The organism is Mucilaginibacter sp. UYNi724, assembly GCF_054057495.1.
The window spans coordinates 14975-36594 of the sequence record NZ_JBSRZI010000020.1; the positions used below are offsets into that span (position 1 = coordinate 14975).

A 21620-nucleotide genomic window follows, 5' to 3' on the forward strand; every position below is an offset into this window, starting at 1 on the left:
CTACAACCTTCGAGATGATGTTTTCGTTAAACATAAAAAAACATTAACCTATGGATAATTTTAAAGGGTCGTTGCATAACAAAGTGCATAAATGGATGGATGCATTCGGATTCAGATTAAATACATCCCAAACGAGCGGAAGAAGTAAGATAACTACTAATCACTATTTTTTTGAAACCTTCAATTTTTTTGAAAAGTGGAAAGATAACGATCCTGCAAAAGCCAAGTTTTTGTGTTTTGATACTTATGGTGAAAAAGTGAATGTTAAAACATTACTTGATTTGCAAACCGCATTTTTTGATAATATAAGCCAGCTGAAATAATACCTATCCCATTTCCAAAAATGAAGCAATAAAAAAGCCCCAGTCAATTGACGGGGGCTTTGCTTTAAAACTTTAAATTATTTTGTTTGCGGCCAGCAGCTGTTATCCACAGGGGCAACCCCGTCTGTTAAACGGCCCGGTGCGCCACCGCTAACATTAACAATTGGGCGGGTTGGGTTCAAAGCTTCTTTAATGCGCAAACGTAAGTCGGCATAGTGCGCTGTTGTTAACGCATCGCCCCCCTTTGGCAGGCTTGCGCTAATTTTTACAAGTTCAACACGTACCATCGGCCTGATATCTGATAAAGCGATGTTGATAGGTGTTAACCCAAGGTTTGCCAATTGTGTTGAAGTAGCACCCGGAAAACTTTGACTCGCATCATCATTTAACAAAGTTTTTAAACGGTCAACATATCCACGTTGTAGGTTGCGTTTAAACTCATCAGGTGTACTTTTTGCAAATATGCCTACACGCAGATCGTTAAACATATCTGCAACGGTATAAGCAATTGCCCCGTTTTTTGATTGATTGTCAAACATGCGCGCCATACGAGATGGGTTGATAACGTTTGCAACAGCATTTACCTGTACAGATTTAATGCGGCCTATAACAACGCCATTATCGAATTTGCTTAATTCGGCATTGTTTATTAACCACCTTGGTGTAGTAAATACTTGTTGGTTTAAAAACACCATCGCATCGTGCTGCAGGTTTTTGTTTACAACACCATAAACGGCACCTCTTTGATCGTAGGTTTTATAGTTTTCGTTCATGCCACCAATATTCATCGTAACGTGGCCTATGTAGCGATTGTACTGGCCAATAACCTCGTTGTATAAAGTTACCAGGTCATCATAATCCTCGCCTTTTTGATAAGTCCATTTTTCGATATTAGGAAGAATCCGTTTTAAGTTAGCAATACCATAGGTGCTTGCCTTCATCGCATTATCTCCCAAATCCTCGTTTTGTAAGCGTGGGTCTATAGAAGTTCCCTGTCTGCCATAATAGTAAAGCGGGTTGCCGGCTTTCTCTTTGGTCCAAACATCTAACATTTCTTTTTCCTGCACGGCAGTTTTCTTTCCGGAGAAGTAACTGTAACCCCATTTTACCGACCATAAGTCGTACTCGCCAATTTGAGGGTAAAGGTGCGTTACATTATCTCCAGGCTGTGCTATGTAGTTAAAACGGGCATAATCCATTATTGAGGGAGCCGTACCATGCTTATCAGTAAATGATTTTGAACGTAACGAATCAACCGGATATGCGTAGCTCGAACCAAAGTTGTGTGGCAAGCCTAAAGTGTGCCCTATCTCATGCGACGATACAAAACGGATAAGTTCGCCCATTTGCGCGTCGCTAAATTTAGCCATGCGTACATTAGGGTTAACCGCCGCTGTTTGTATGAAGTACCAGTTACGCAATAAACTCATCACGTTATGATACCAGCCTACGTGACTTTCCAGGATCTCGCCGCTGCGCGGGTCAGATATGTGCGGGCCATAGGCATTTTGCACATCAGACGCAAAGTATCTTAATACACTGTAACGCGCATCTTCAGTGCTAAACTCAGGGTCTTCTTTTTTAGTTGGCGCTTCTTTACCTACGATAGCATTTTTAAAGCCTGCTGCCTCAAACGCCTTGTTCCAGTCGTTAACACCGGCAATAAGGTATTGCACCCATTTTTTAGGTGTAGCAGGGTCTATATAGTAAACAATCTGTTTTTTAGGCTCAACCAATTCGCCGCGGTTGTAAGCAGCTTCGTCTTTAGGCTCCAGTTTCCAACGGTGGATGTAGGCAGTTGCTTCTGCTTTTTGGGCATCAGTACCATAATCTGTTTGGCCCTGGCCAAAAAAACCAACACGTGCATCCATTATACGCGCCTTCATTGGCGTTTTAGGAAGCAATAGCATCGACGTGTTCAACTCAAAGGTTACTGCCGCGTTGGTATTGTCGGTTGGCGACTCTGTAGCGCGGTAGGTTTTAAGAGTGCGTGTCTCGATATTTATCGGGAAGCTCCTCATGGTATCTATATAAGAGCGGGTGTTATCCAGCGCGCTTATCTTGTACATTTTTTTAATGTTATCGGGCAGACCAATTGCTGCAACGTCGCCATTATAAAGGTCTGTTACATCTACCAAAACACCGGTAGTATCTTTATTGTATGCTTTAATATCAAAAGCCGCTAATACAGCATCAAGGTTTGAGTTTTTTACCGATTGATACATGTCGCTGGTGCTATCGGCCCTTACCGAGTAGCTTGGTACGCGTATAAATACTTGTTTATCATGGCGTTCCCACTTCCAAACCTGATTATTAACCTCCTCGCCACCATATTGCTGGCCAAAAGATTTTAAGCCGGTTGGCGTTTTTACAAAGCGGGTAACCACCAGCATTTCGCGACTAACCAAGCTATCAGGAATTTCAAAGTAATACTTACCATCAACTTTATAGGTGTTAAAAAGGCCACTATCGGCTTTTGCTTTCCCAATAAGATCGCTGAATTTTTTGATGCCTTCTTTTTTGGCGGCACCAATTGTTGCAGTGGCGGTAGAGCCGCCCGGGGTGGTTGTGGTTTTTAGCGTAACCGTACGGTCTGCCGCTTTTTTGGTGGCGCATGAACTTGCAATAGTTGCCATAGCAAAAAATGCAACGCCCAGGTAAGTATTTACCCGTAAAGGTGTATTCATCGTTAAGTTAATTAGTAAAAGCTAAAAATATGGAATAATTTTTTTAGAAACCTATTGGAACATATTCGTTACATGCACTTTATATGCGGCGTTTAAGGTTAATGACAACCCTATCATATTTCTTATCGTGATAGATCTCCAGCAAAAGGCTGCGCTCGCTTGTTTTAAAGTAGGAGTCTATCTCCTCAGCGGTCATTTTGGAGATGGGTTTAAAATTGATGGATGTGATTTCATCGTCTTTTATAAGCCCTATCTCATCGGCAGGTGAGCCGGGCGCGATGCGGCCAATAATTAAATGTGCAAGATTTTCGCCGGCCATAAAGTATTCTATCCCGCTCATATCGTGTTCAAACGGCAGGCCGAATTTCTCGTTTGCCTTTAAATACAGCAAGCCATTGGTATAATCAAAAATAAGGTTAAAGCGTTTAAGTATCCCTATACCAAGGTTACCATCCCTTGGTACGCTCGCTGTTCGTTCCACATAATCTTTATCAGGAAAGGATGTAATGATGTTTTTTATCTTGTATCCGGCCATATCAATATCCTTTACCCGGCTTAAGTACCCCGATATCGGGCCGTTAAGGCCTACCCCGAGATTTGCCTGGATCGACTTTTTGGGCAGGCCGTGTTTCTGCAACATATTCTCGATAGATAATGGGTGTCCGGCACCCAAATCTATTACAAACTTACTTAACGCTTTTGTACCATCGGGAAAACTCACCGTAGTTTGCATATAGGGCTTTTTATCCTCTATATTGATAGGGATCTTTCGGCTCTTTTTAAAAGGCTTAAGGTCTTTAGGGCGGCAAACGGTAATGGTGCTATCGGTAAAGTTTATTTTTACCGCCATCGAATTAAAAAACTCGTATCCCAGTAAACCATGTATAGGCAACCCTACGTATCCCGAAAGGTTAAAATAATCGGTTTTAAGTATCGCTGCAGATACATTGTCGGTCACCAGGCCGGGAATGCCAATGTTTAAAGCCGGGGTAACATAGGCTTCGAATGCATCGCCTTCGCCAAGCCCAAATAATTTTATGGTTCGTTTTGACGTGATGCCGATGGAATCTACCAGCTTGGGTTCGGTGATAATCATCAACCCAACACCCGTATCTAAAATAAAATTAAAAGGCCCTTTACCGTTTATATTAAGCTTGACGATCATCATATTACGAACAAGCTTAAAAGGAATTTCGACGTTTTTGTGGTTTGAGTCTACCTCAAAAGACTGGGCACTTGCCGATAGAAAAAGGCAATTAAATATGACAAAGAGCCATATATGTTTAAACGTTGAATATTTATAAAGACCGGCTAACACCTGGTTTGGATTGGAAGCTAAATCTACATTTTATTTTTAAAAAAATAGCAGGATAGTTTAGCTACCAATCATAGCATACTAACAGCCCTCAGGCTTTTTGCCGTCTTTGCCTTCGTCGCATTTTAGCGCGCCACGCAACTCGGGATTTTGTAATGGAACGGTCGCCAACTTTCTTTCAACCTCGGTTTGCTGTACAACAACGGCATAATCGGCAGGCTCAATGCGGCTGCCCCGCGCTTCAGCATATACCTGCGTAAACTCTGCTCCAATATATAGAATCGCGGCGGTATAATAGATCCATACTAATATTACAATAAGCGCCCCGGCTGTACCATATAAAGACCCTTGCGCAGTAAATTGAATATATAAGCTAATTACATACTGGCCAATAATGAATAGTATGGCGGTAAATATAGCCCCAGAACGTACATCCTTCCATTTTATCTTAACGTCTGGCAATACTTTAAATATAATAGCGAACAGTACCGAAATTACCAATAGGGTAATACCGAAGTTTACCGTAAATAAGAATGTTTCGCCAATTACGCCGGCAATGCTTTTACCTAATATTTTCGGTAAAAAAGCCACTATTTTATCGCTGATGGCACTTATAATTATATTTACTAACAATGATGCGAGCAGTAAAAATCCAAGGCTTACAATAAGCGAGAACGACAAAAACCTGTTTTTTATCATCTGCACCCAGCCCCTTTTTGGTTTTGCTTTAACCCTCCAGATAATGTTAAGCGAATCCTGGATCTCTAAGAATATAGAGCTTGCACCAATTAATAAGGTAACAATACTTATTACCAGGCCAATGCCGCTTTTGCCTGCAATATCCTGCGATTTTATGGTGCTTTGTATTTGTAATGCACCTTGTTTGCCTAAATAATGTTGTATCTGATCGTAAAAATCCTGACGATAACTGCCGTCTTTCAGAAAAATCCCCGCAAGCGCCAATACCAATAACAACAACGGCGCCAGCGAAAAAACGGTGTAATATGCTAACGATGCACTAAGTTTTAAACCGTTATCTGAACCAAAGCCGCTGAAGGTCGCGATCAACACTTTCCACAGTTGTTTTAAATATTCTTTGCTAAAAAATTTCATATTAAAAATCGAATGTATTTGTTAGTACCTTACGTTATAAAACAGATAACACCAGTTTATGAAAATTGTAATGATGCCCGCTAAATTTTTAAGGCTATTATATATTTGTTTGTTAGTAAGCAATTTTAGTGCCTCGGCACAAAGACCACCATTTGGATAGTGCGCCATACCGAAAAAGTGACCAATATCAAGCACTATAATGACCCCATTTTAAGCCCGGCGGGCACCAAACGTGCCGGGGCATTAGCCAAATACTTAAAGCGCGAAAATATAAAAGCCATATATGTAACCAAGTAAAACGAACTGGCTTAACCGCACGGCCGCTTACTTACAAAGCTAAGATACTGCCATGTGTTTATGTGGACCCCGCGCTAAATGTATTTGCAAAAACCATTATTAAACTTTAGGGGCGAAAATGTTTTAATTGTTGGACACTCTAATACCCGTAATGAAGCTCTTAGGAGCCTTTGGAGCTGATGTGCCATTCCCATCGTCGTTAGATGAGGAAGATTACGATATGCTTTTTAAGATCACTATTAAAGATAACGAAACGAGAGAATAGCTACGGATTATTACGGCGATAAGCACCACACCAACGAGATTCCCGAAAAATATCATCCCCAGATAAACCACCCGGAGGCAGTAAGGCCCTTTACTAATTATTAAAAGAGAATCAAGAGTCAGGACAGCAAGAATCAAGAAATAATAGAAATTCGGTTTTATCTTGTCTTTTGGTTCTTTTAATCTTGCTTCGCTTAATGATTAGATACCACCAGTAAGTCGAGGTCTTTACAAGGAATATTGAAACGCTCGCCCATGTGCTTGTTGGTGAGGTGCCCCTGGTAAATATATACCGATTTACGGATGCCCGCCTTTTGCCAAATCACATTTTTAAGCCCGCCCATTTCGCCAATATCCAATAAGATAGGTGCAAAAATGTTGGTAAGCGCATAAGTAGCAGTACGTGCTACACGCGATGCAATGTTGGGTACGCAGTAATGGATAACATCGTACTTGCGGAAAACGGGGTGGGTATGGTTAGTAACTTCTGATGTTTCGAAACAGCCCCCCTGGTCAATACTAACATCGATAATAACCGAGTTGGGTTTCATTTTGCTTACAGTAGTTTGTGATACTATTTGCGGGCTGCGCCCGTCATCGGCACGCATAGCGCCAATGGCAACATCGCAGGTGGTAATGGCTTTTTCTAATACAATTGGTTGCACTACCGAGGTAAATACCCGCGTGCCTATGTTATTTTGCAGACGGCGTAATTTATAAATAGATGGATCGAACACCTTTACCTGCGCGCCTAATGATATGGCCGTACGCGCGGCGTATTCGCCAACAGTGCCTGCCCCAAGTATCACAATTTCTGTTGGGGGTACACCGGTAATGCCACCCAGCATCAGCCCTTTACCTTCAAAAATATTGCTCAGGTATTCGGCGGCGATGAGTATAGATGTTGCGCCTACAATTTCGCTCATGGCGCGCACTACGGTAAGTGAGCCACCTTCGTCCTCTAAGTGTTCAAAACACAACGCGGTGATCTTCTTCTTCATCAGCGCGTGCAAGCAATCGGCTTTAAGTGTTGATAACTGCAGGGCCGATATAAGTAACTGCCCGGGCTTCATCATCTCTATTTCCTCCTTGGTAGGCGGGGCAATTTTAATGATGATGTCGGCTTCGTAAACTTTTTTGGTATCGTAAACTATTTGGGCGCCTTGTTCGCTGTAGTTGTTATCAGTAAAGTTTGCGGCCTGGCCGGCGTTGCTTTCAAGCATTACTTCGTGGCCATTGTTTATTAGCAGTGCTACCGATAAAGGGGTAAGCGGGATACGGTTTTCCTGGAAGGAAACCTCCTTGGGGATGCCAATGTAAAGCTTGTCTTTTTTGCTCTTAACTTCCAGCATCGACTCTTGGGGCTGCATCATTGCCTGCCTGGCAACATCTGAAAACCCACTGTATTTCCCTGTACTCATGATACGTTATTTTTCCGGCTGATGAAGATAAGAAAAAAACAGGATTGCTTATTAAATGTTTTCAACGCTTATTTGCCTGCTTAATGCGTCGATTACATGGATGCGTATGCCGGTATAACTATCTGGGATAAGGTTAGCAATCTTTTCGGGCCATTCGATAAAGCAGTAATTACCCGAGTAAAAATATTCTTCATAACCCATATCCAGCGCTTCATTATGATCTTTTAACCTGTAAAAATCAAAATGATAAACCGGTCCGTCCTGGCTTTCATATTGGTTTACTATTGAGAACGTAGGGCTTGTGGCCGCGTCTAAAACACCTAATTGTGCACAAAGTGCTTTTATAAGAGTTGTTTTGCCCGCACCCATATCTCCGTAAAATAGAAATATGCGGGTATCGTGTGCAAAGTTTAATATATCTGATGCTACCTGCGGTAGTTCGGCGGTTGATGTAATGTATAAGTCCATAGTATATGTTCGCCATCTCCTTTGCGAAAGCACGCAAAGGAGATGGTGAATTTAATATTTTCAATTCCTATTTAGGGCCATAGGTAACTATCGGGATAATCATTTCTTCTAACGAGATACCGCCGTGCTGGAAGGTTTCGTTATAAAAATTAACAAAGTGGTTGTAGTTGTTTGGGTACACAAAGTAACTATCGCCCTTGGCAAACACAAAGCTACTGCTTACGTGCAGCTTTGGCAACATAGCATCATGCGGGTTGCGGATATGGAACACCTCTTTAGCATTATAGTTTAGGTTTTTACCTTGTTTATAACGCAGGTTGGTATTAGTATTACGGTCGCCTATTATCTTGCTTGGGTTTTTAACGCGTATGGTACCATGGTCGGTTGTGATAACAACTCTCACCTGTTTCGATGCCAGGAATTTCAACAACTCGAATAACGGCGAATGCTCAAACCAGGATAATGTTAACGAGCGGTAGGCTGCATCATCGCTCGCCAACTCGCGTATCATCTGCATATCTGTACGGGCATGGCTAAGCATATCCACAAAGTTGTAAACAACTACGTTTAGCTCATTATTCATCAGGTTGTTAACCGACTCATTCAATGCGCGGCCTTCGTCAATGTTGAGTATCTTGTGGTACGAGTGTTTAACATCACGACGCAAAACGCGTTTTAGTTGATCGGCAACAAAGTCGGCCTCAAAAAGGTTCTTACCGCCTTCATCCTCGTCATTTTGCCATTTTTGCGGGTAACGGGTTTCCATTTCTAAAGGCATTAAACCCGAGAAAATAGCATTACGAGCGTATTGTGTAGCCGTAGGCAAGATGCTGTAATAGGTGTCCTCTTCCTCTAAACGAAAATACTCTGATATAATAGGATTAATGATCTTAAACTGATCGTAACGTAAGTTATCTATCAATATAAAGAAAACCGGCCCTTTACCATCCAATTTAGGGAACACCTTTTTCTTAAATAACTGCGGCGATGATGTTGGCCCGTTCTCCGGGTCTTTGATCCAGCCTAAATAGTTCCGTTCTACAAACTTGCAGAACTGTACATTAGCTTCGGCCTTTTGCATAGTAAGGATCTCGTGCATACCGGCATCTTCTAAGGTCTCCAGTTCAAGTTCCCAGTAAATGAGTTTCTTGTAAACATCAACCCATTCCTGGTAGCTCAGGTTATCGTTAAGGGTCATACCCAGGTTACGAAAATCCTGCTGATAGGCCATGGTGGTTTTTGCGCCAACAAGCTTTTTGTTTTCGGTAAGCTTTTTTATGGTAAGCAGTATTTGCTTCGGGTGTACCGGCTTTATCAGGTAGTCATCAATTTTCGAGCCTATGGCATCTTCCATTAAATACTCTTCCTCGTTTTTGGTGATCAGTACAATTGGTATATCATTATTGATGTTCTTTATTTGTTGGAGAGTTTCCAGGCCGGTTAGGCCGGGCATATTCTCATCCAGGAAAACCAGGTCGAAGTACTGCTTTTTAAATTCCTCAATGGCATCGTTGCCATTAGTAACGGTTATTACTTTATATCCCTTTTCAGTTAAAAATAGAACGTGTGGTTTCAGCAGATCAATTTCGTCATCGGCCCATAATATAGTGGTATCCTGCATAATATATTTAATTTTACCACCCTATAACCTTTAGGTAGTATGTTTTGTTGTAAAAATATGCAAAGGATTAACATTAATTAACAAATAGACGGTGCTTGTTTTGTCATAATTCAACACTTTTGTATTCTTAACAGCTACCTTGAACAAAAAGAAAATCATAAACGACCCGGTTTACGGCTTCATAAGTATACCCACTGAACTGGTGTATGACCTGATAGACCATCCATACTTTCAGCGCCTGCGCTATATTAAACAATTGGGGATGACGCATTTGGTATATCCCGGCGCTTTGCACACCCGTTTTCACCATGCTTTGGGTGCTATGCATTTAATGAGCCTCGCTATTGAAACCCTTTGCAATAAAGGCGCGGAGATTTCGCCCGAAGAAAAAGAAGGCCTGATGATCGCGATATTATTGCATGATATTGGGCACGGCCCGTTCTCGCACGCTTTAGAGCATACCATAGTAGATGAAATAGACCACGAGGATATTTCAATCCTGTTGATGAATAAGCTGAACGATGAGTTCGACGGTAAGCTTTCATTAGCCATCAGCATATTTACAGGCAGCCATCCAAAACACTTCTTACATCAGTTAGTAAGCAGTCAATTGGACATGGATAGGATGGATTACTTAAATCGCGATAGCTATTTTACAGGCGTATCTGAAGGGGTTATCAGTTCGGACCGGATCATAAAAATGCTCACCGTAAAAGATGATAGCATTGCTGTAGAAGAGAAGGGTATTTATTCGATAGAGAAATTCCTGATCGCCCGCAGGCTGATGTACTGGCAGGTTTACCTGCATAAAACCGTAATAGCCGCCGAGCAGTTGCTTTGCAAGATATTTACCCGCAGCCGCGAACTTGCTTTGCAGGGAACACATTTCCCGCTTACGCCGGCGCTTAGTTACTTCCTGGAAAATTTTATCACCAAGGAAGAGTTTATCGCGAGCGACGAGCATTTAAAAACCTTCGCCCTGCTTGATGATACCGATGTGATGGCCGCAGTAAAAATCTGGGCCGATAGCGAAGATTTTGTACTATCGCACCTTTGTAATAACTTGATAAACCGCAGGCTTTACCACGTAGACATCACCAGCGAGCAACCCCACTGCGACTTTGTTAAGCAATTGACGGCTAACGCGATAAAAAAACATGGCATCAGCGAGCATGAGGCATCATACTTTGTATTTACCGATAGCATCCGTAACAATGCTTACAACAAAGGCGATGGCAACATACATATTTTAAAGAAGAATGGCGAAATAACAGATATAACCCTGGCCAGCGACAATTCAAACCTGGAGGCTTTATCAAAAACTGTAAAAAAATATATACTTTGCTATGCCAAAGAACTGTTATAAGTACTGAGTAGTATGTTGGTTAGTGGTTATAATAGCCGCTTGCAAACCAGTATACTTCACGCATTATTAATAATTTGTTGCTATGGTTTTAACATTTAAATTTGTACGATGCAATTTACCGCAAAGGATATAGCCTTTATGCTAAAGGGAACAGTTGAAGGCGACCCGCTTGTGGAAGCTAATCACCTGGCCAAGATAGAAGAAGGCGGCACTGGTTCTTTATCGTTTTTAGCTAACCCTAAATATGAGCAGTACCTGTACACTACCAATGCATCGGTAGTAATTGTAAATAATAGCCTGCAGTTAACCGCGCCGGTAAAAGCCACCCTGATCAGGGTAGAGAACGCCTACTCATCGTTCACCTTATTGTTGGAACAATACAATACCATTAAACTGAATAAATCGGGTATTGAAGAACCGCACTTTATACACAAATCGGCGCAAATTGGCAAAAATCCTTATATAGGTGCTTTTAGCTACATTAGCCAGGATGTTGTTATGGGCGATAATTGTAAGATCTATCCCGGTTGTTACATTGCCGATAATGTAAAATTGGGTAATAACGTAACTTTGTTTCCCGGCGTCAAGGTTTACTTTGATTGTGTTATAGGCAATAATGTAGTTATCCATTCAGGTGCTGTTATTGGCAGCGATGGTTTCGGCTTTGCACCTAATGCCGACGGCACATACACCAAAGTAGCCCAAATAGGTAATGTTGTTGTTGAAGACAACGTTGAAGTGGGTGCTAATACCACTATAGACAGGGCTACGATGGGCTCAACCTACGTGCGCAAAGGTGCGAAGGTGGATAACCTTGTGCAGATTGCCCATAACGTTGATATTGGCCCCAACACTGTAATAGCTGCCCAAGCGGGTATTGCAGGTAGTGCTAAACTGGGCGAAGGCGTAATGCTTGGGGGCCAGGTAGGGGTAGTTGGGCATATTACCCTTGCTAAAGGTACCAAAGTGCAGGCGCAATCCGGGGTTGGCCGTACTATTAAGGAAGAAGGTAAAAGTTGGGCGGGTTCGCCGGCTATTGCATACGCGGCAGATATGCGATCTAATGTAGTGGTAAGCCGCTTGCCCGAATTGGAAAGAAGAGTTAACGAACTTGAAAAGATAATAAAAGAGTTAAAGAACAAAGATGTTCATTAGTCCACTTGTTCATTAGTTTATTAGGCTCGCTGAGCAGTATAATAAACTATTTACCAATGAACCATTGAACCGATGAACCATTGAACATCATAACATGAATGTAAAACAAAGAACTATTAAGGCGCCCATATCAGTTTCGGGCACAGGGTTACACACCGGGCAAAGCGTTACCATGACGTTTAACCCCGCCCCGGAAAAACATGGCTACAAGTTTCGCAGGGTTGATTTGCCCGGCCAGCCAATTATTGATGCCGATGTTGATAATGTAACCGATACCTCAAGAGGAACCACGCTAACCCAAAATGGTGCCAGTGTAAGTACTGTTGAGCACGTGCTTGCCGCCTTGGTTGGTTTAGAGATAGATAACGTGCTGATTGATATGGATGGCCCCGAAACGCCGATAATGGATGGCAGTTCTATTCAGTTTATTGATGCGATAGAAAAAGCCGGTTACGAAGAACAGGCTGCCGACAGGGAGTATTACCACATCCCATATAATATCCACTACTCGGAACCCGACCGTAAAGTAGATATGGTAGCTATGCCTTTAGATGATGATTACCGCTTTACCTGTATGGTTGATTATAATTCGCAGGTGTTGGGTAGCCAGCATGCAACCATCTCGAGTTTATCCGAGTTTAAAAAGGAGATTGCATCCAGCCGTACTTTTTGCTTTTTGCATGAGCTGGAAATGCTGGTTAAACACGACCTGATAAAAGGCGGAGACCTTAACAACGCCATCGTAGTGGTTGATAAAGACGTTGACGAAGAAGAGCTTGCCAGCCTTGCTAAGCTGTTTAACCGCAAGGATATTAATGTTGCACCACAAGGTATTTTGAATAATATCGAGCTTCGCCATCAAAACGAGCCGGCACGCCACAAGTTGCTGGATATGATAGGCGACCTTGCTTTGGTTGGTGTGCCGTTAAAAGGGCATATTATGGCTGCAAGGCCGGGCCACGCGGCAAACGTAGCCTTCGCTAAAAAAATTAAAACGCTTATTAAAAAGGAGCGAAGCCGCAAACATGTAAAAGTTTACGACCCCAACATGACCCCGGTTTACGATACTGTTCAGATCATGAACATATTGCCACACCGCCCGCCATTGTTGCTGATTGATAAGATCCTGGAACTTTCTAAAACGCACGTAGTAGGTTTAAAAGCTGTAACTATGAACGAGCCGTTCTTTGTAGGCCATTTTCCTGGTGCGCCTGTCATGCCCGGTGTTTTGCAAATAGAGGCTATGGCACAAACCGGTGGTATACTGGTTTTAAACACCGTTCCCGATCCGGAAAACTGGTTAACATTGTTCCTTAAAATTGAAAGTGCGAGGTTTAAGGATAAGGTTTTACCCGGCGATACGTTAATATTCCGTTGCGACCTGATAGCGCCTATCCGCCGGGGCATTGCTCAAATGAAAGGTATAGGTATGGTTGGGGAAAAGATTGTTGTAGAGGCCGAGCTGATGGCGCAAATTGTTAGATATAAATAAGTATGATACAGCCTTTAGCATATATACACCCACAGGCAAAAATTGCCGACAACGTGGTTATAGAGCCTTTTGTTACCATACATAAAGATGTGGTAATTGAGGAAGGTACCTGGGTGGGTTCAAACTCCGTAATTATGGATGGCGCCCGCATCGGCAAAAACTGCCGCATTTTCCCGGGGGCTGTAGTATCTGCACCACCACAAGATTTGAAATATAAAGGCGAGGCCAGCACCGTTACCATTGGCGACAACACAGTTATCCGCGAATGCGTTACCTTAAATCGTGGTACCGCCCTTGATAAAAACACGACCACAATTGGGCAAAATTGCCTACTAATGGCTTATGTCCACGTAGCACACGATTGTGTTATTGGCGATAACGTTATTATAGCAAACGGTGTGCAGCTTGCAGGCCACATCAACGTTTACGACTATGCCTTTATCGGCGGCACTTCTGCCGTGCACCAGTTTGTAGAAATTGGCGCGCATGCCATGATTTCTGGTGGTTCGTTGGTGCGTAAAGATGTTCCCCCATATACTAAGGCCGGCCGCGAGCCATTGTCGTACATCGGCATCAATTCAGTTGGTTTACGCCGCAGGGGCTTTAGTGCCGAAACCATTAACGAGATCCAGGAGATCTACCGTATCATCTTTCTGAAAAAATACAACATCACCAAAGCCCTCGATATCATCGAGGCCGAATTTAACCCAACGGTTGAACGCGACGAGATCATAAACTTTGTGCAGAACTCGCAACGCGGTATCATGAAGGGATTTGGAAGCTCTTAAAAAAGTTTGCAGTTATTAGTGGGCAGTTTGCAGTTAAAAGATAATTCGATCGCTCTACCTATGCCAACTGCGCACTAATAACTGCCAACTAAAAATGAACATCACCCTCCAAAACATTGGCCGCCGCTTTAACCGTGAATGGATCTTCAGGGGGATAGATTATACCTTCGAAAATGCCGGTAAATACGCGGTATTGGGGGCAAATGGTTCGGGCAAATCCACCTTATTGCAGGTGCTTAACGGTAGCCTTGTACCTTCTGTCGGGGTGCTTAAGTATGAAGATGCCGGTAAAGAAATTGAAGCCGGCGAGATTTTCAATTACCTGAGTTTAGCAGCACCTTACCTTGAGGTTATCGAAGATTTCTCGTTGAACGAGATGATCGATTTTCATTTTAAGTTCAAAAAATTTAAAGCGGGGATGGATAAAAATGCTGTTGCCGAGATCCTGAATTTAGAAGGCAGCCGCAATAAACTTGTGAAATACTTTTCATCGGGTATGAAACAACGTCTAAAACTGGCACTTGCTTTTTGTGCCGATACCCCCATGCTGATGCTGGATGAACCCACCTCCAACCTGGATACACAGGGCATCGACTGGTACCTAAGCCTGGTAGAAAAATTTAGCGAGAACCGCCTAACAATTGTTTGCTCTAACCAGGAGCACGAATACAGCTTTTGTGAGAACAGATTAAGCATAGCCGATTACAAATCGTAGTGATGCGATACCTCGCATCTTACAGGCATGTTGAAGTTTCAAATCAATTATAAAATTGCAAATACAGGCGATAAGGTAAAAGTTGATACTGCCACCGGCGCTCATGTATAACGCATAAAAGCTTAAGCCATTATCCAGCCCAGCCTTCTCTATCCAAACTTCTGAAATGGATTGCCTCTGCAAGGTGCTCTAATAATATTTCTTCGCTGCCGGCAAGGTCGGCAATGGTGCGGGCAACTTTAAGGATGCGGTCGTATGCGCGCGCAGATAAACCCAGCTTTTCCATGGCTTTCTTTAAAAGCGTTTGCCCCGCCGTGGTTATCTTACAAACGTCACGCACCATTTGTGGGCTCATTTGCGCATTAGCGTGCAGGTCTGGCCGTTCGCCAAATCGTTCTATCTGAATTTCACGGGCTTTTATCACGCGGTCGCGAATCAATCCACTCTTTTCAGATAGCCTGTCTGATGCTAACTCGTTAAAATTTACCGGTGTAACTTCCACGTGCAGGTCAATCCGGTCAAGCAACGGGCCCGAGATCTTGCTCAAATATTTTTGTACAGTGCCCGGCGGGCAAATACATTCTTTTTCGGGATGATTGTAATAGCCGCAAGGGCAAGGGTTCATACTGGCGATCAGCATAAAGCTACTCGGATAATCTACCGTAAACTTAGCCCGCGATATGGTAACCTTGCGTTCTTCTAACGGTTGGCGCATTACTTCGAGCGCGCTGCGTTTAAATTCTGGTAACTCATCCAAAAATAAAACCCCGTTATGCGCAAGCGAGATCTCACCCGGCTGCGGGTTGCTACCCCCACCTACGAGGGCAACGTCAGAAATGGTGTGATGCGGCGCCCTGAACGGCCTTGTTGTAACCAATGCATCCGCTGTAGACAGTTTCCCGGCCACAGAATGGATCTTGGTAGTTTCTAACGATTCGTATAAACTCAGCGGAGGCAATATAGATGGCAGCCTGCGTGCAAGCATGGTTTTACCTGCTCCCGGCGGGCCTATCAGTATCACATTATGCCCACCTGCAGCGGCTATTTCTAAAGCGCGTTTAATGTTCTCTTGCCCGCGTACTTCACTAAAGTCGCTATCGTAAGCGGTAAGGCTTTTGTAAAACTCGTCGCGGGTGTTAACCACCTCGGGTTCTAATGTACCGTCGCCGTTAAAAAAGTCGGCCACTTGTTTTATGTTCTCCACGCCGTAAACTTCCAGGTTATCTACAATGGCGGCCTCGCGTGCGTTTTGTTTTGGGAGGATGAAACCTTTATACCCTTCTTTGCGGGCTTGTATGGCAATTGGCAACGCGCCTTTAATGGGCTGCAGGCCACCGTCTAACGACAGTTCGCCCATAATGAGGTACTTGTCAAGGTTCTCAGCTTCTATCTGGCCGGATGCCGCTAAAACACCCGTGGCAATGGTAAGGTCATACGCCGAGCCCTCTTTCTTGATATCGGCAGGGGCCATATTTACTACTACTTGTTGACGAGGCATGCGGTAACCGCAGTTTTTCAATGCAGAGTCTATTCTGAAATAACTTTCCTTAATGGCTACATCCGGCAGGCCTACCACAAAATATTTAGTGCCCGCCGCAATATTCACTTCAACTGTAATGGTAATTGCCTGGATACCATAAACCGCACTTCCAAAGGTCTTAACTAACACGTGATAGGATTTTTTTAAGCGAAAGATATAGATTTTATTTGAGGGGCGAATGGTTAAGTTGAGGTTTTGTGCTAAAATCTAACCTAACTAATATATTCTTATGCAAGAAGCCCGCCTGGATACCAGGCGGGCTTCTTGATTACATGGTTACGTTGTGTCTACCTGATAAAACACAAACTACAAGCGAATACTACATTCACCAGCAATACAACCGAAAACATATTTTTATTGTGTGCGCTAATGGTTGCCAAACGCATGTTAAGGCGCTTAAACATCCTGTTATTTAATAATATAAAATGGTTTATTAGCAAAAAGCCTACTGCGCCAAATAAAATGGCAACATAGCTTGATGTGTTTAGGGTAAGCAAATTTGCCTTTACCATAAGCTTGGTAAAAAGCATGGCGTTTGTTAACACCACAATCAGCAAAAAGCTAACATTAAACAACGATTTAAACTGGGGCAATGAGCCCTGACCGAAATTTTTGAAGCTCCACCTGTAAAACATTACATAAATGGATTGATACGCTTTTGCCATGGTGTTAAAATTTAAGTGAACAGATCGGGTTAATTCTCATAACAACCCTACCGGGTTATTATATAATTCAATTATACGAAAAACATTTAAAAAAGATATAATGTTTTGATTTTTTTTTATTTATCAAAATTATATAAGGCTAATTTACAAATATCGAAACTAAATTACAATTTGATTAGACATTTAAACTCATTACTTGTTAGGTACGACAGGTTTTGTATCTAAAGGTTTATTAGTGGTATCAAATGTAGCCAAGAGGGCCACGTTAGGGTCCGCTTTTATTTCAATCTTAGGCGATGCCACCGGTATCACGGTTGATGATGCTATACCTTTTACTTCGGTTTTAATTAGTTTTCCGTTAACTAATAACTCTAATGTAAATTGGTAGGGCTTTTCCTGTAGCTGGTTAATGTGTATGGCTACCGATTTGGTTTTGTCAATATATTCCCACGAGATCCTAAGTTGCGGGTGCCCGGCTTCGCGCAGCCATTGGGTAAAAAAGTGTTTCAGATCTTTACCGCTTGCTTTTTCCATCACCATTCGCAGGTCGTTGGTGTTGGCGTTGCTGCCGTTGTACTGTTTGTAATAGGCCGCTATCCCCTTCCAAAAAGCGATATCGCCAATTTTACGGCGCAGCATGTGCAGTACCCAGCCTCCTTTCTGGTACGCATTGGCGTTAAGCATGTTTATCATTGGCCCTTTAAACGCCGAATCTACAATTGGCGCCCGATATTTTTTTTCGAACCCGAATATCATATCCCTATCGGTAGTTAAACGGCTTTTAAGGGTATCGACACCATAGGTACCTTCCATATACAAGTTGGTCATGTAAGTAGCAAAGCCTTCGCTAAGCCAAACATTTGGCCAGGTTTTCTCGCTCACGGCATCACCAAACCATTGGTGCGCTATTTCATGCGCCATCAAAGGTTCAATGCCTTTGCTGTCATTTACCGACTTCTCATAATAAAAAATGGCGCCGGCATTTTCCATCCCGCCAAATATCGTTTTCGACTGCACATTAGCCAACTTTTTATACGGGAACGCGCCAATGCGTTTTACAAACCAAGGCAGTATCTTGGCGGCTACGGCATAGTTTTTTAAACCGTCTACCTTATCCTCCGGGAACACGTAGCTGTAAACCGGCGTAACGCCGGCGGTTACAGGTGCGCTAACTACAAAATCGGCTACGCCAATTACCATTACCTTGGTGGGTAGCTGTGCCGTTTCGCTCCAGTGGGTTAGCTTCTTATTAAGCGGCAGCGGTTTTTCCAGCACTTTTAGGCCATTAGATACCACCTTGTATTTAGCAGGGGCTGTAACCAGGAACTCTACAGATGCTTTGTCGGCGGGGTTATCAACACAGGGGAGCCAATAGCGGGCGCGCGTTGCCCAGTTATCGCCAAAAAAGGTGCGGTGTTTGTATTGGTTTGTGGAGATGATCAACCCATCGGTAGGGATGCCCTGGTAGGTGATCACATAGCTATGAGTCGAACCCACTACAGCCTTTATGTTGATATTGAGTTTATCGCTATCCTGCGTATATTTTACCGGCAGGTTTTTCTCTTTGATGGCCGATACCAGCATGCCTTTACCTTCTTTGTTCTTTTTGTAAAGATCCAGCTGTAAAGTTGTGGTTGGTTTAATAAACTTAGCAGTTACAGTGGCCTGTCCCTTTATTATATTGTCAGCATCGTTTAGGGTTATGGCGAAGCGGTAATGTTGGATATCGACTTTAGCACCGGGCGCCTGGGCACCGGCAGATAAAGCAGCTATTAGCGGAGCAACCAGCAATAGATAAAATTTTTTACGCATGGGTAATATTACAAAAAATCTCATTGCCAAAACAAGGGGGATTCAGCCCTTTTTACAGGCAACTTTCCTATTATCTTACCCCTTATGGTGTTTCCTTAAACTTTGAAAGTCAATATAATAAAGCACCTTAATAGAAAAGTTATTGTTTTGCGGCTGGTTATACGTGTCACGGAAGTTGTTGTAATAGTTTTGCGTGCCCATATTGGTGTAGCTTTGTGCCGACTGTTTCCACGCCAGGCTTATTTCGCTGCCCGGTGTAAACTGCCAAACGTATATCATGTCAATGTTCCAAAGGTTTAGGTTTTGATCAACATTGTGGTTAAAATCGGTTGTGGTTACGTTGGCCAATGAGCCATCCTGCGCCAGGTCGAAAAACTGATTGTAGTTAACCTTGCTCCAGTAATGCCTTAACCGGAACGTAAGCCCCATAATGTTACTGAAGGTGTACTTCACGTTAAAAATATTCTGTACCGTTTGTGCATCGCGTAAGCCAAATATCGGGGTAGCATTGTCCGTAGCCACGGTAGCAAACCCCACGTAATTTATCCGTGGACTAACCGTTAGGTCGCCACCTACCGAGAATTTGTTGCTCACCCTGTAATTGTAGTAAAGTTCCAGGTCGTTACCCTTGCCTTTAAAGCGGTTTAACCAAGCGTTTGAGTAAAAGATGCCTACCGAAAATGGCTTAGCCTGGTTAGTTTGCAGGTTGAGGTTAAACACAAATGTTTCAGCTGTTTTAAATACACGGCCGGGCACACGTGGCTCATAAAAATCGTTTCCGCTAAGGCGGATGTGGCCGTTAAAGTTGGCATACCAAAAGTTTTTAAAGTTTGCCTCGGCACCAAAGTTTTGGTTAAAGTATTGGTATGATGATGGCGATACCCGGTACGATGAATAAGTGTTGGTCCACACATCCCATTTGGTGAAAAAGTGCTTGGGTTTATAGTTGGCGTATGATAGGTTTAGGTTATGGTCCAGGAAGTTATTATTGAACAGGATGCCCAGATCGTTAGGGTCATACTTTTTATCTACGCGGTCTTCAGATACGCTCCAGGTAAAATTACCCAGCGTTTTACCGAAAGTAAGGTTGTAGTTATAACCCGTAACCGTTTGCTGGTCGCGATAGAACTTGTTGCTCATTAGCCCGTAGCCGGATAGATTATAAGAGTTGCGTTTGTTATTTAAGTTGAATACAAATCCGCCTACGTCTGCCGAGTAATCTTTACCAAAACGGTTAACATTGGTATTGATCAACGTTACCGAAGAGTTGTTCTTCAGGTTTTGATCCAGCACGATGATGTTATAGTTGGTCAACGGACTGGTCTCTACCTGGCGTTGGTTTCCTGCCGCGTCCTCAACTGTAGCATAAGCGGTATTGGTGATGCCGTTAAAAACACCGATCCCCAACCCTTTTGAGGTACGGCCAGATAGCTTGAACGCGTTGATCAGCTTGGTTTCGGTAGGGTTGCTTACTACAGACTCGCCTGTTTGCAGGTTATCGTAAGCCTTGCCATAGTTGATGGGCTGCCCGCCCACACGGCGCGTATAAAACAGGTTGCCTTTGTTAAACAACTCGGTTCCTTCCGTAAAAAAGGGGCGGTTCTCATTATATTTTACCTCGAACGGGGTAAGGTTAAGGATCTTATTGTCTGATTGTACCTGCCCAAAATCGGGGATGAGGGTAAGGTCGAGCGTAAAGCTTTCGTTGATGCCGTATTTTACATCCATACCACCATTTACAGATGTTTTTGTGTTGGGGACGCCCGCGGTATTGTAAGGGTAGTGGTTTACATAAGTAGAAAAGTATGGGTAAAAGGCTAAACGCACAGGCGGCGCAATTTTTTCTATCCCGGTAAGGATGCCCTCCTGGTTTATAAAGCCGTTTTGTTTTGGGTCGAGTTCGTTCCAAAATAATTGCTGCTGTGTGTTTTGGCGCTTGCGAATGATGTTCATCCCCCAGGTTTGGATATCTTTTTTTGCGAAACGCAGTGCCGAATAAGGAACTTTGATCTCGGCCGTCCAGCCCAGGCTGTCAATTTTTACCTTGCTTATCCAAACGGCGTTCCAGGTTGGGTCTTCGGAATTTCCTTCCGAATTTGGCAGGGCATACTTAGCATCAAACTGCCCGTTGGTTGATGTTACAAAAAAGCCTGATGCATTTATACCATCCTTATAGGTATCAAAAATGATCCCGATGAAATCGGCGTTACCAATCTGGTCTCGTGTGGCAAACTCACGGGCAATTTTACTTGGGTCTTTCTCAAACATGCGGGCACCGATATAAACAGCCTCGTTATCGTAAATGATCTTTACTTCGGTCCGTTCTGAAGGGCTTTCATGCGTGCCGGCGTTGGGGCGTAGTTGTACAAAATCTGTAGCTATGGGTACATTTTGCCATACGGCATCATCCAATTCACCATCCATTTTTGGGGCGGCCTGTGTCTTTATAGCCACAAGGGTTTTCTTCTTCTCTTGCGAAAAGGCACTAAATGTTATAGCAGATAACAATATGACAAGTAAAAAAAATCTCATTCAGGTTGGTTAACAGTATCGATAAGATGCTCAAATTTTGCAAAAC

Annotated in this window: 17 protein-coding genes; 7 read left to right on the top strand and 10 right to left on the bottom strand. The window is 43.1% G+C overall.

Translation table 11 applies throughout. The features are described 5' to 3' along the window. Positions 1 to 50: 50 nt before the first annotated feature. Positions 51 to 323, top strand: coding sequence for a hypothetical protein (locus tag ACVW0P_RS20620; RefSeq protein ID WP_354427197.1), 273 nt, complete (start codon positions 51 to 53; stop codon positions 321 to 323). Between the two features lie 77 nt (positions 324 to 400). On the opposite strand, the gene ACVW0P_RS20625 is transcribed toward ACVW0P_RS20620, so the two are convergent. The 3 genes from ACVW0P_RS20625 to ACVW0P_RS20635 form a co-directional block, all read right to left on the bottom strand. After that, positions 401 to 3010 (bottom strand): zinc-dependent metalloprotease, encoded by a 2610-nt coding sequence (locus ACVW0P_RS20625; protein ID WP_457133745.1) that lies wholly within the window; start codon positions 3008 to 3010, stop codon positions 401 to 403. Positions 3011 to 3089: 79 nt separating this feature from the next. Continuing rightward, positions 3090 to 4178, bottom strand: a complete 1089-nt coding sequence (locus tag ACVW0P_RS20630; protein WP_354427195.1) for an aspartyl protease family protein — start codon at positions 4176 to 4178, stop codon at positions 3090 to 3092. Between the two features lie 228 nt (positions 4179 to 4406). Continuing rightward, a complete protein-coding gene (locus ACVW0P_RS20635; protein ID WP_457133746.1) occupies positions 4407 to 5438 on the bottom strand; it encodes a YihY/virulence factor BrkB family protein in 1032 nt (343 codons plus the stop codon). Between the two features lie 159 nt (positions 5439 to 5597). Here ACVW0P_RS20635 and ACVW0P_RS20640 point away from each other — a divergent pair, with 159 nt between their 5' ends. Further along, positions 5598 to 5735, top strand: a complete 138-nt coding sequence (locus ACVW0P_RS20640) for a hypothetical protein (RefSeq protein ID WP_457133747.1) — start codon at positions 5598 to 5600, stop codon at positions 5733 to 5735. A gap of 458 nt (positions 5736 to 6193) precedes the next feature. On the opposite strand, the gene ACVW0P_RS20645 is transcribed toward ACVW0P_RS20640, so the two are convergent. The 3 genes from ACVW0P_RS20645 to porX form a co-directional block, all read right to left on the bottom strand. After that, positions 6194 to 7420, bottom strand: coding sequence for an alanine dehydrogenase (locus ACVW0P_RS20645; protein ID WP_457133748.1), 1227 nt, complete (start codon positions 7418 to 7420; stop codon positions 6194 to 6196). Positions 7421 to 7471: 51 nt separating this feature from the next. After that, on the bottom strand, positions 7472 to 7888 hold the full coding sequence (tsaE, locus tag ACVW0P_RS20650; RefSeq protein ID WP_457133749.1) for a tRNA (adenosine(37)-N6)-threonylcarbamoyltransferase complex ATPase subunit type 1 TsaE: 417 nt from the start codon (positions 7886 to 7888) through the stop codon (positions 7472 to 7474). A 67-nt stretch (positions 7889 to 7955) separates the two neighbouring features. After that, on the bottom strand, positions 7956 to 9509 hold the full coding sequence (porX, locus tag ACVW0P_RS20655) for a T9SS response regulator signal transducer PorX (protein ID WP_354427187.1): 1554 nt from the start codon (positions 9507 to 9509) through the stop codon (positions 7956 to 7958). Positions 9510 to 9648: 139 nt separating this feature from the next. On the opposite strand from porX, the gene ACVW0P_RS20660 reads away from it, so the two are divergent. The 5 genes from ACVW0P_RS20660 to ACVW0P_RS20680 all read left to right on the top strand — a co-directional run bounded on the left by ACVW0P_RS20660 (position 9649) and on the right by ACVW0P_RS20680 (position 15025). Then, positions 9649 to 10875 carry an HD domain-containing protein gene (locus tag ACVW0P_RS20660; RefSeq protein ID WP_457133750.1) on the top strand — a complete coding sequence of 409 codons (1227 nt, stop codon included), beginning with the start codon at positions 9649 to 9651 and terminating at the stop codon, positions 10873 to 10875. Between the two features lie 108 nt (positions 10876 to 10983). Beyond that, on the top strand, positions 10984 to 12030 hold the full coding sequence (gene lpxD, locus ACVW0P_RS20665) for a UDP-3-O-(3-hydroxymyristoyl)glucosamine N-acyltransferase (protein WP_457133751.1): 1047 nt from the start codon (positions 10984 to 10986) through the stop codon (positions 12028 to 12030). A 94-nt stretch (positions 12031 to 12124) separates the two neighbouring features. Next, positions 12125 to 13522, top strand: a complete 1398-nt coding sequence (locus ACVW0P_RS20670) for a bifunctional UDP-3-O-[3-hydroxymyristoyl] N-acetylglucosamine deacetylase/3-hydroxyacyl-ACP dehydratase (protein WP_354427181.1) — start codon at positions 12125 to 12127, stop codon at positions 13520 to 13522. Positions 13523 to 13524: 2 nt separating this feature from the next. Continuing rightward, positions 13525 to 14310 carry an acyl-ACP--UDP-N-acetylglucosamine O-acyltransferase gene (lpxA, locus tag ACVW0P_RS20675; RefSeq protein WP_354427180.1) on the top strand — a complete coding sequence of 262 codons (786 nt, stop codon included), beginning with the start codon at positions 13525 to 13527 and terminating at the stop codon, positions 14308 to 14310. Between the two features lie 94 nt (positions 14311 to 14404). Further along, a complete protein-coding gene (locus tag ACVW0P_RS20680; RefSeq protein ID WP_457133752.1) occupies positions 14405 to 15025 on the top strand; it encodes an ABC transporter ATP-binding protein in 621 nt (206 codons plus the stop codon). A gap of 130 nt (positions 15026 to 15155) precedes the next feature. Here the strand turns inward: ACVW0P_RS20680 and ACVW0P_RS20685 are convergent, their stop codons facing one another. The 4 genes from ACVW0P_RS20685 to ACVW0P_RS20700 all read right to left on the bottom strand — a co-directional run bounded on the left by ACVW0P_RS20685 (position 15156) and on the right by ACVW0P_RS20700 (position 21574). Continuing rightward, a complete protein-coding gene (locus ACVW0P_RS20685) occupies positions 15156 to 16694 on the bottom strand; it encodes a YifB family Mg chelatase-like AAA ATPase (RefSeq protein WP_457133753.1) in 1539 nt (512 codons plus the stop codon). 158 nt (positions 16695 to 16852) lie between these two features. Beyond that, positions 16853 to 17230 carry a hypothetical protein gene (locus ACVW0P_RS20690; RefSeq protein ID WP_457133754.1) on the bottom strand — a complete coding sequence of 126 codons (378 nt, stop codon included), beginning with the start codon at positions 17228 to 17230 and terminating at the stop codon, positions 16853 to 16855. Between the two features lie 192 nt (positions 17231 to 17422). Further along, on the bottom strand, positions 17423 to 19042 hold the full coding sequence (locus ACVW0P_RS20695) for a M1 family aminopeptidase (protein WP_457133755.1): 1620 nt from the start codon (positions 19040 to 19042) through the stop codon (positions 17423 to 17425). A 75-nt stretch (positions 19043 to 19117) separates the two neighbouring features. Continuing rightward, on the bottom strand, positions 19118 to 21574 hold the full coding sequence (locus tag ACVW0P_RS20700; RefSeq protein WP_457133756.1) for a DUF5916 domain-containing protein: 2457 nt from the start codon (positions 21572 to 21574) through the stop codon (positions 19118 to 19120). Between the last annotated feature and the right edge of the window lie 46 nt (positions 21575 to 21620).

Bases quoted from the DNA above. Each gene is read 5' to 3' on its own strand.
- ACVW0P_RS20620 (WP_354427197.1), top strand. From the start codon at position 51: ATGGATAATTTTAAAGGGTCGTTGCATAACAAAGTGCATAAATGGATG.
- ACVW0P_RS20625 (WP_457133745.1), bottom strand. From the start codon at position 3,010: ATGAATACACCTTTACGGGTAAATACTTACCTGGGCGTTGCATTTTTT.
- ACVW0P_RS20630 (WP_354427195.1), bottom strand. From the start codon at position 4,178: ATGATGATCGTCAAGCTTAATATAAACGGTAAAGGGCCTTTTAATTTT.
- ACVW0P_RS20635 (WP_457133746.1), bottom strand. From the start codon at position 5,438: ATGAAATTTTTTAGCAAAGAATATTTAAAACAACTGTGGAAAGTGTTG.
- ACVW0P_RS20645 (WP_457133748.1), bottom strand. From the start codon at position 7,420: ATGAGTACAGGGAAATACAGTGGGTTTTCAGATGTTGCCAGGCAGGCA.
- tsaE (WP_457133749.1), bottom strand. From the start codon at position 7,888: ATGGACTTATACATTACATCAACCGCCGAACTACCGCAGGTAGCATCA.
- porX (WP_354427187.1), bottom strand. From the start codon at position 9,509: ATGCAGGATACCACTATATTATGGGCCGATGACGAAATTGATCTGCTG.
- lpxD (WP_457133751.1), top strand. From the start codon at position 10,984: ATGCAATTTACCGCAAAGGATATAGCCTTTATGCTAAAGGGAACAGTT.
- ACVW0P_RS20670 (WP_354427181.1), top strand. From the start codon at position 12,125: ATGAATGTAAAACAAAGAACTATTAAGGCGCCCATATCAGTTTCGGGC.
- lpxA (WP_354427180.1), top strand. From the start codon at position 13,525: ATGATACAGCCTTTAGCATATATACACCCACAGGCAAAAATTGCCGAC.
- ACVW0P_RS20680 (WP_457133752.1), top strand. From the start codon at position 14,405: ATGAACATCACCCTCCAAAACATTGGCCGCCGCTTTAACCGTGAATGG.
- ACVW0P_RS20690 (WP_457133754.1), bottom strand. From the start codon at position 17,230: ATGGCAAAAGCGTATCAATCCATTTATGTAATGTTTTACAGGTGGAGC.
- ACVW0P_RS20695 (WP_457133755.1), bottom strand. From the start codon at position 19,042: ATGCGTAAAAAATTTTATCTATTGCTGGTTGCTCCGCTAATAGCTGCT.
- ACVW0P_RS20700 (WP_457133756.1), bottom strand. From the start codon at position 21,574: ATGAGATTTTTTTTACTTGTCATATTGTTATCTGCTATAACATTTAGT.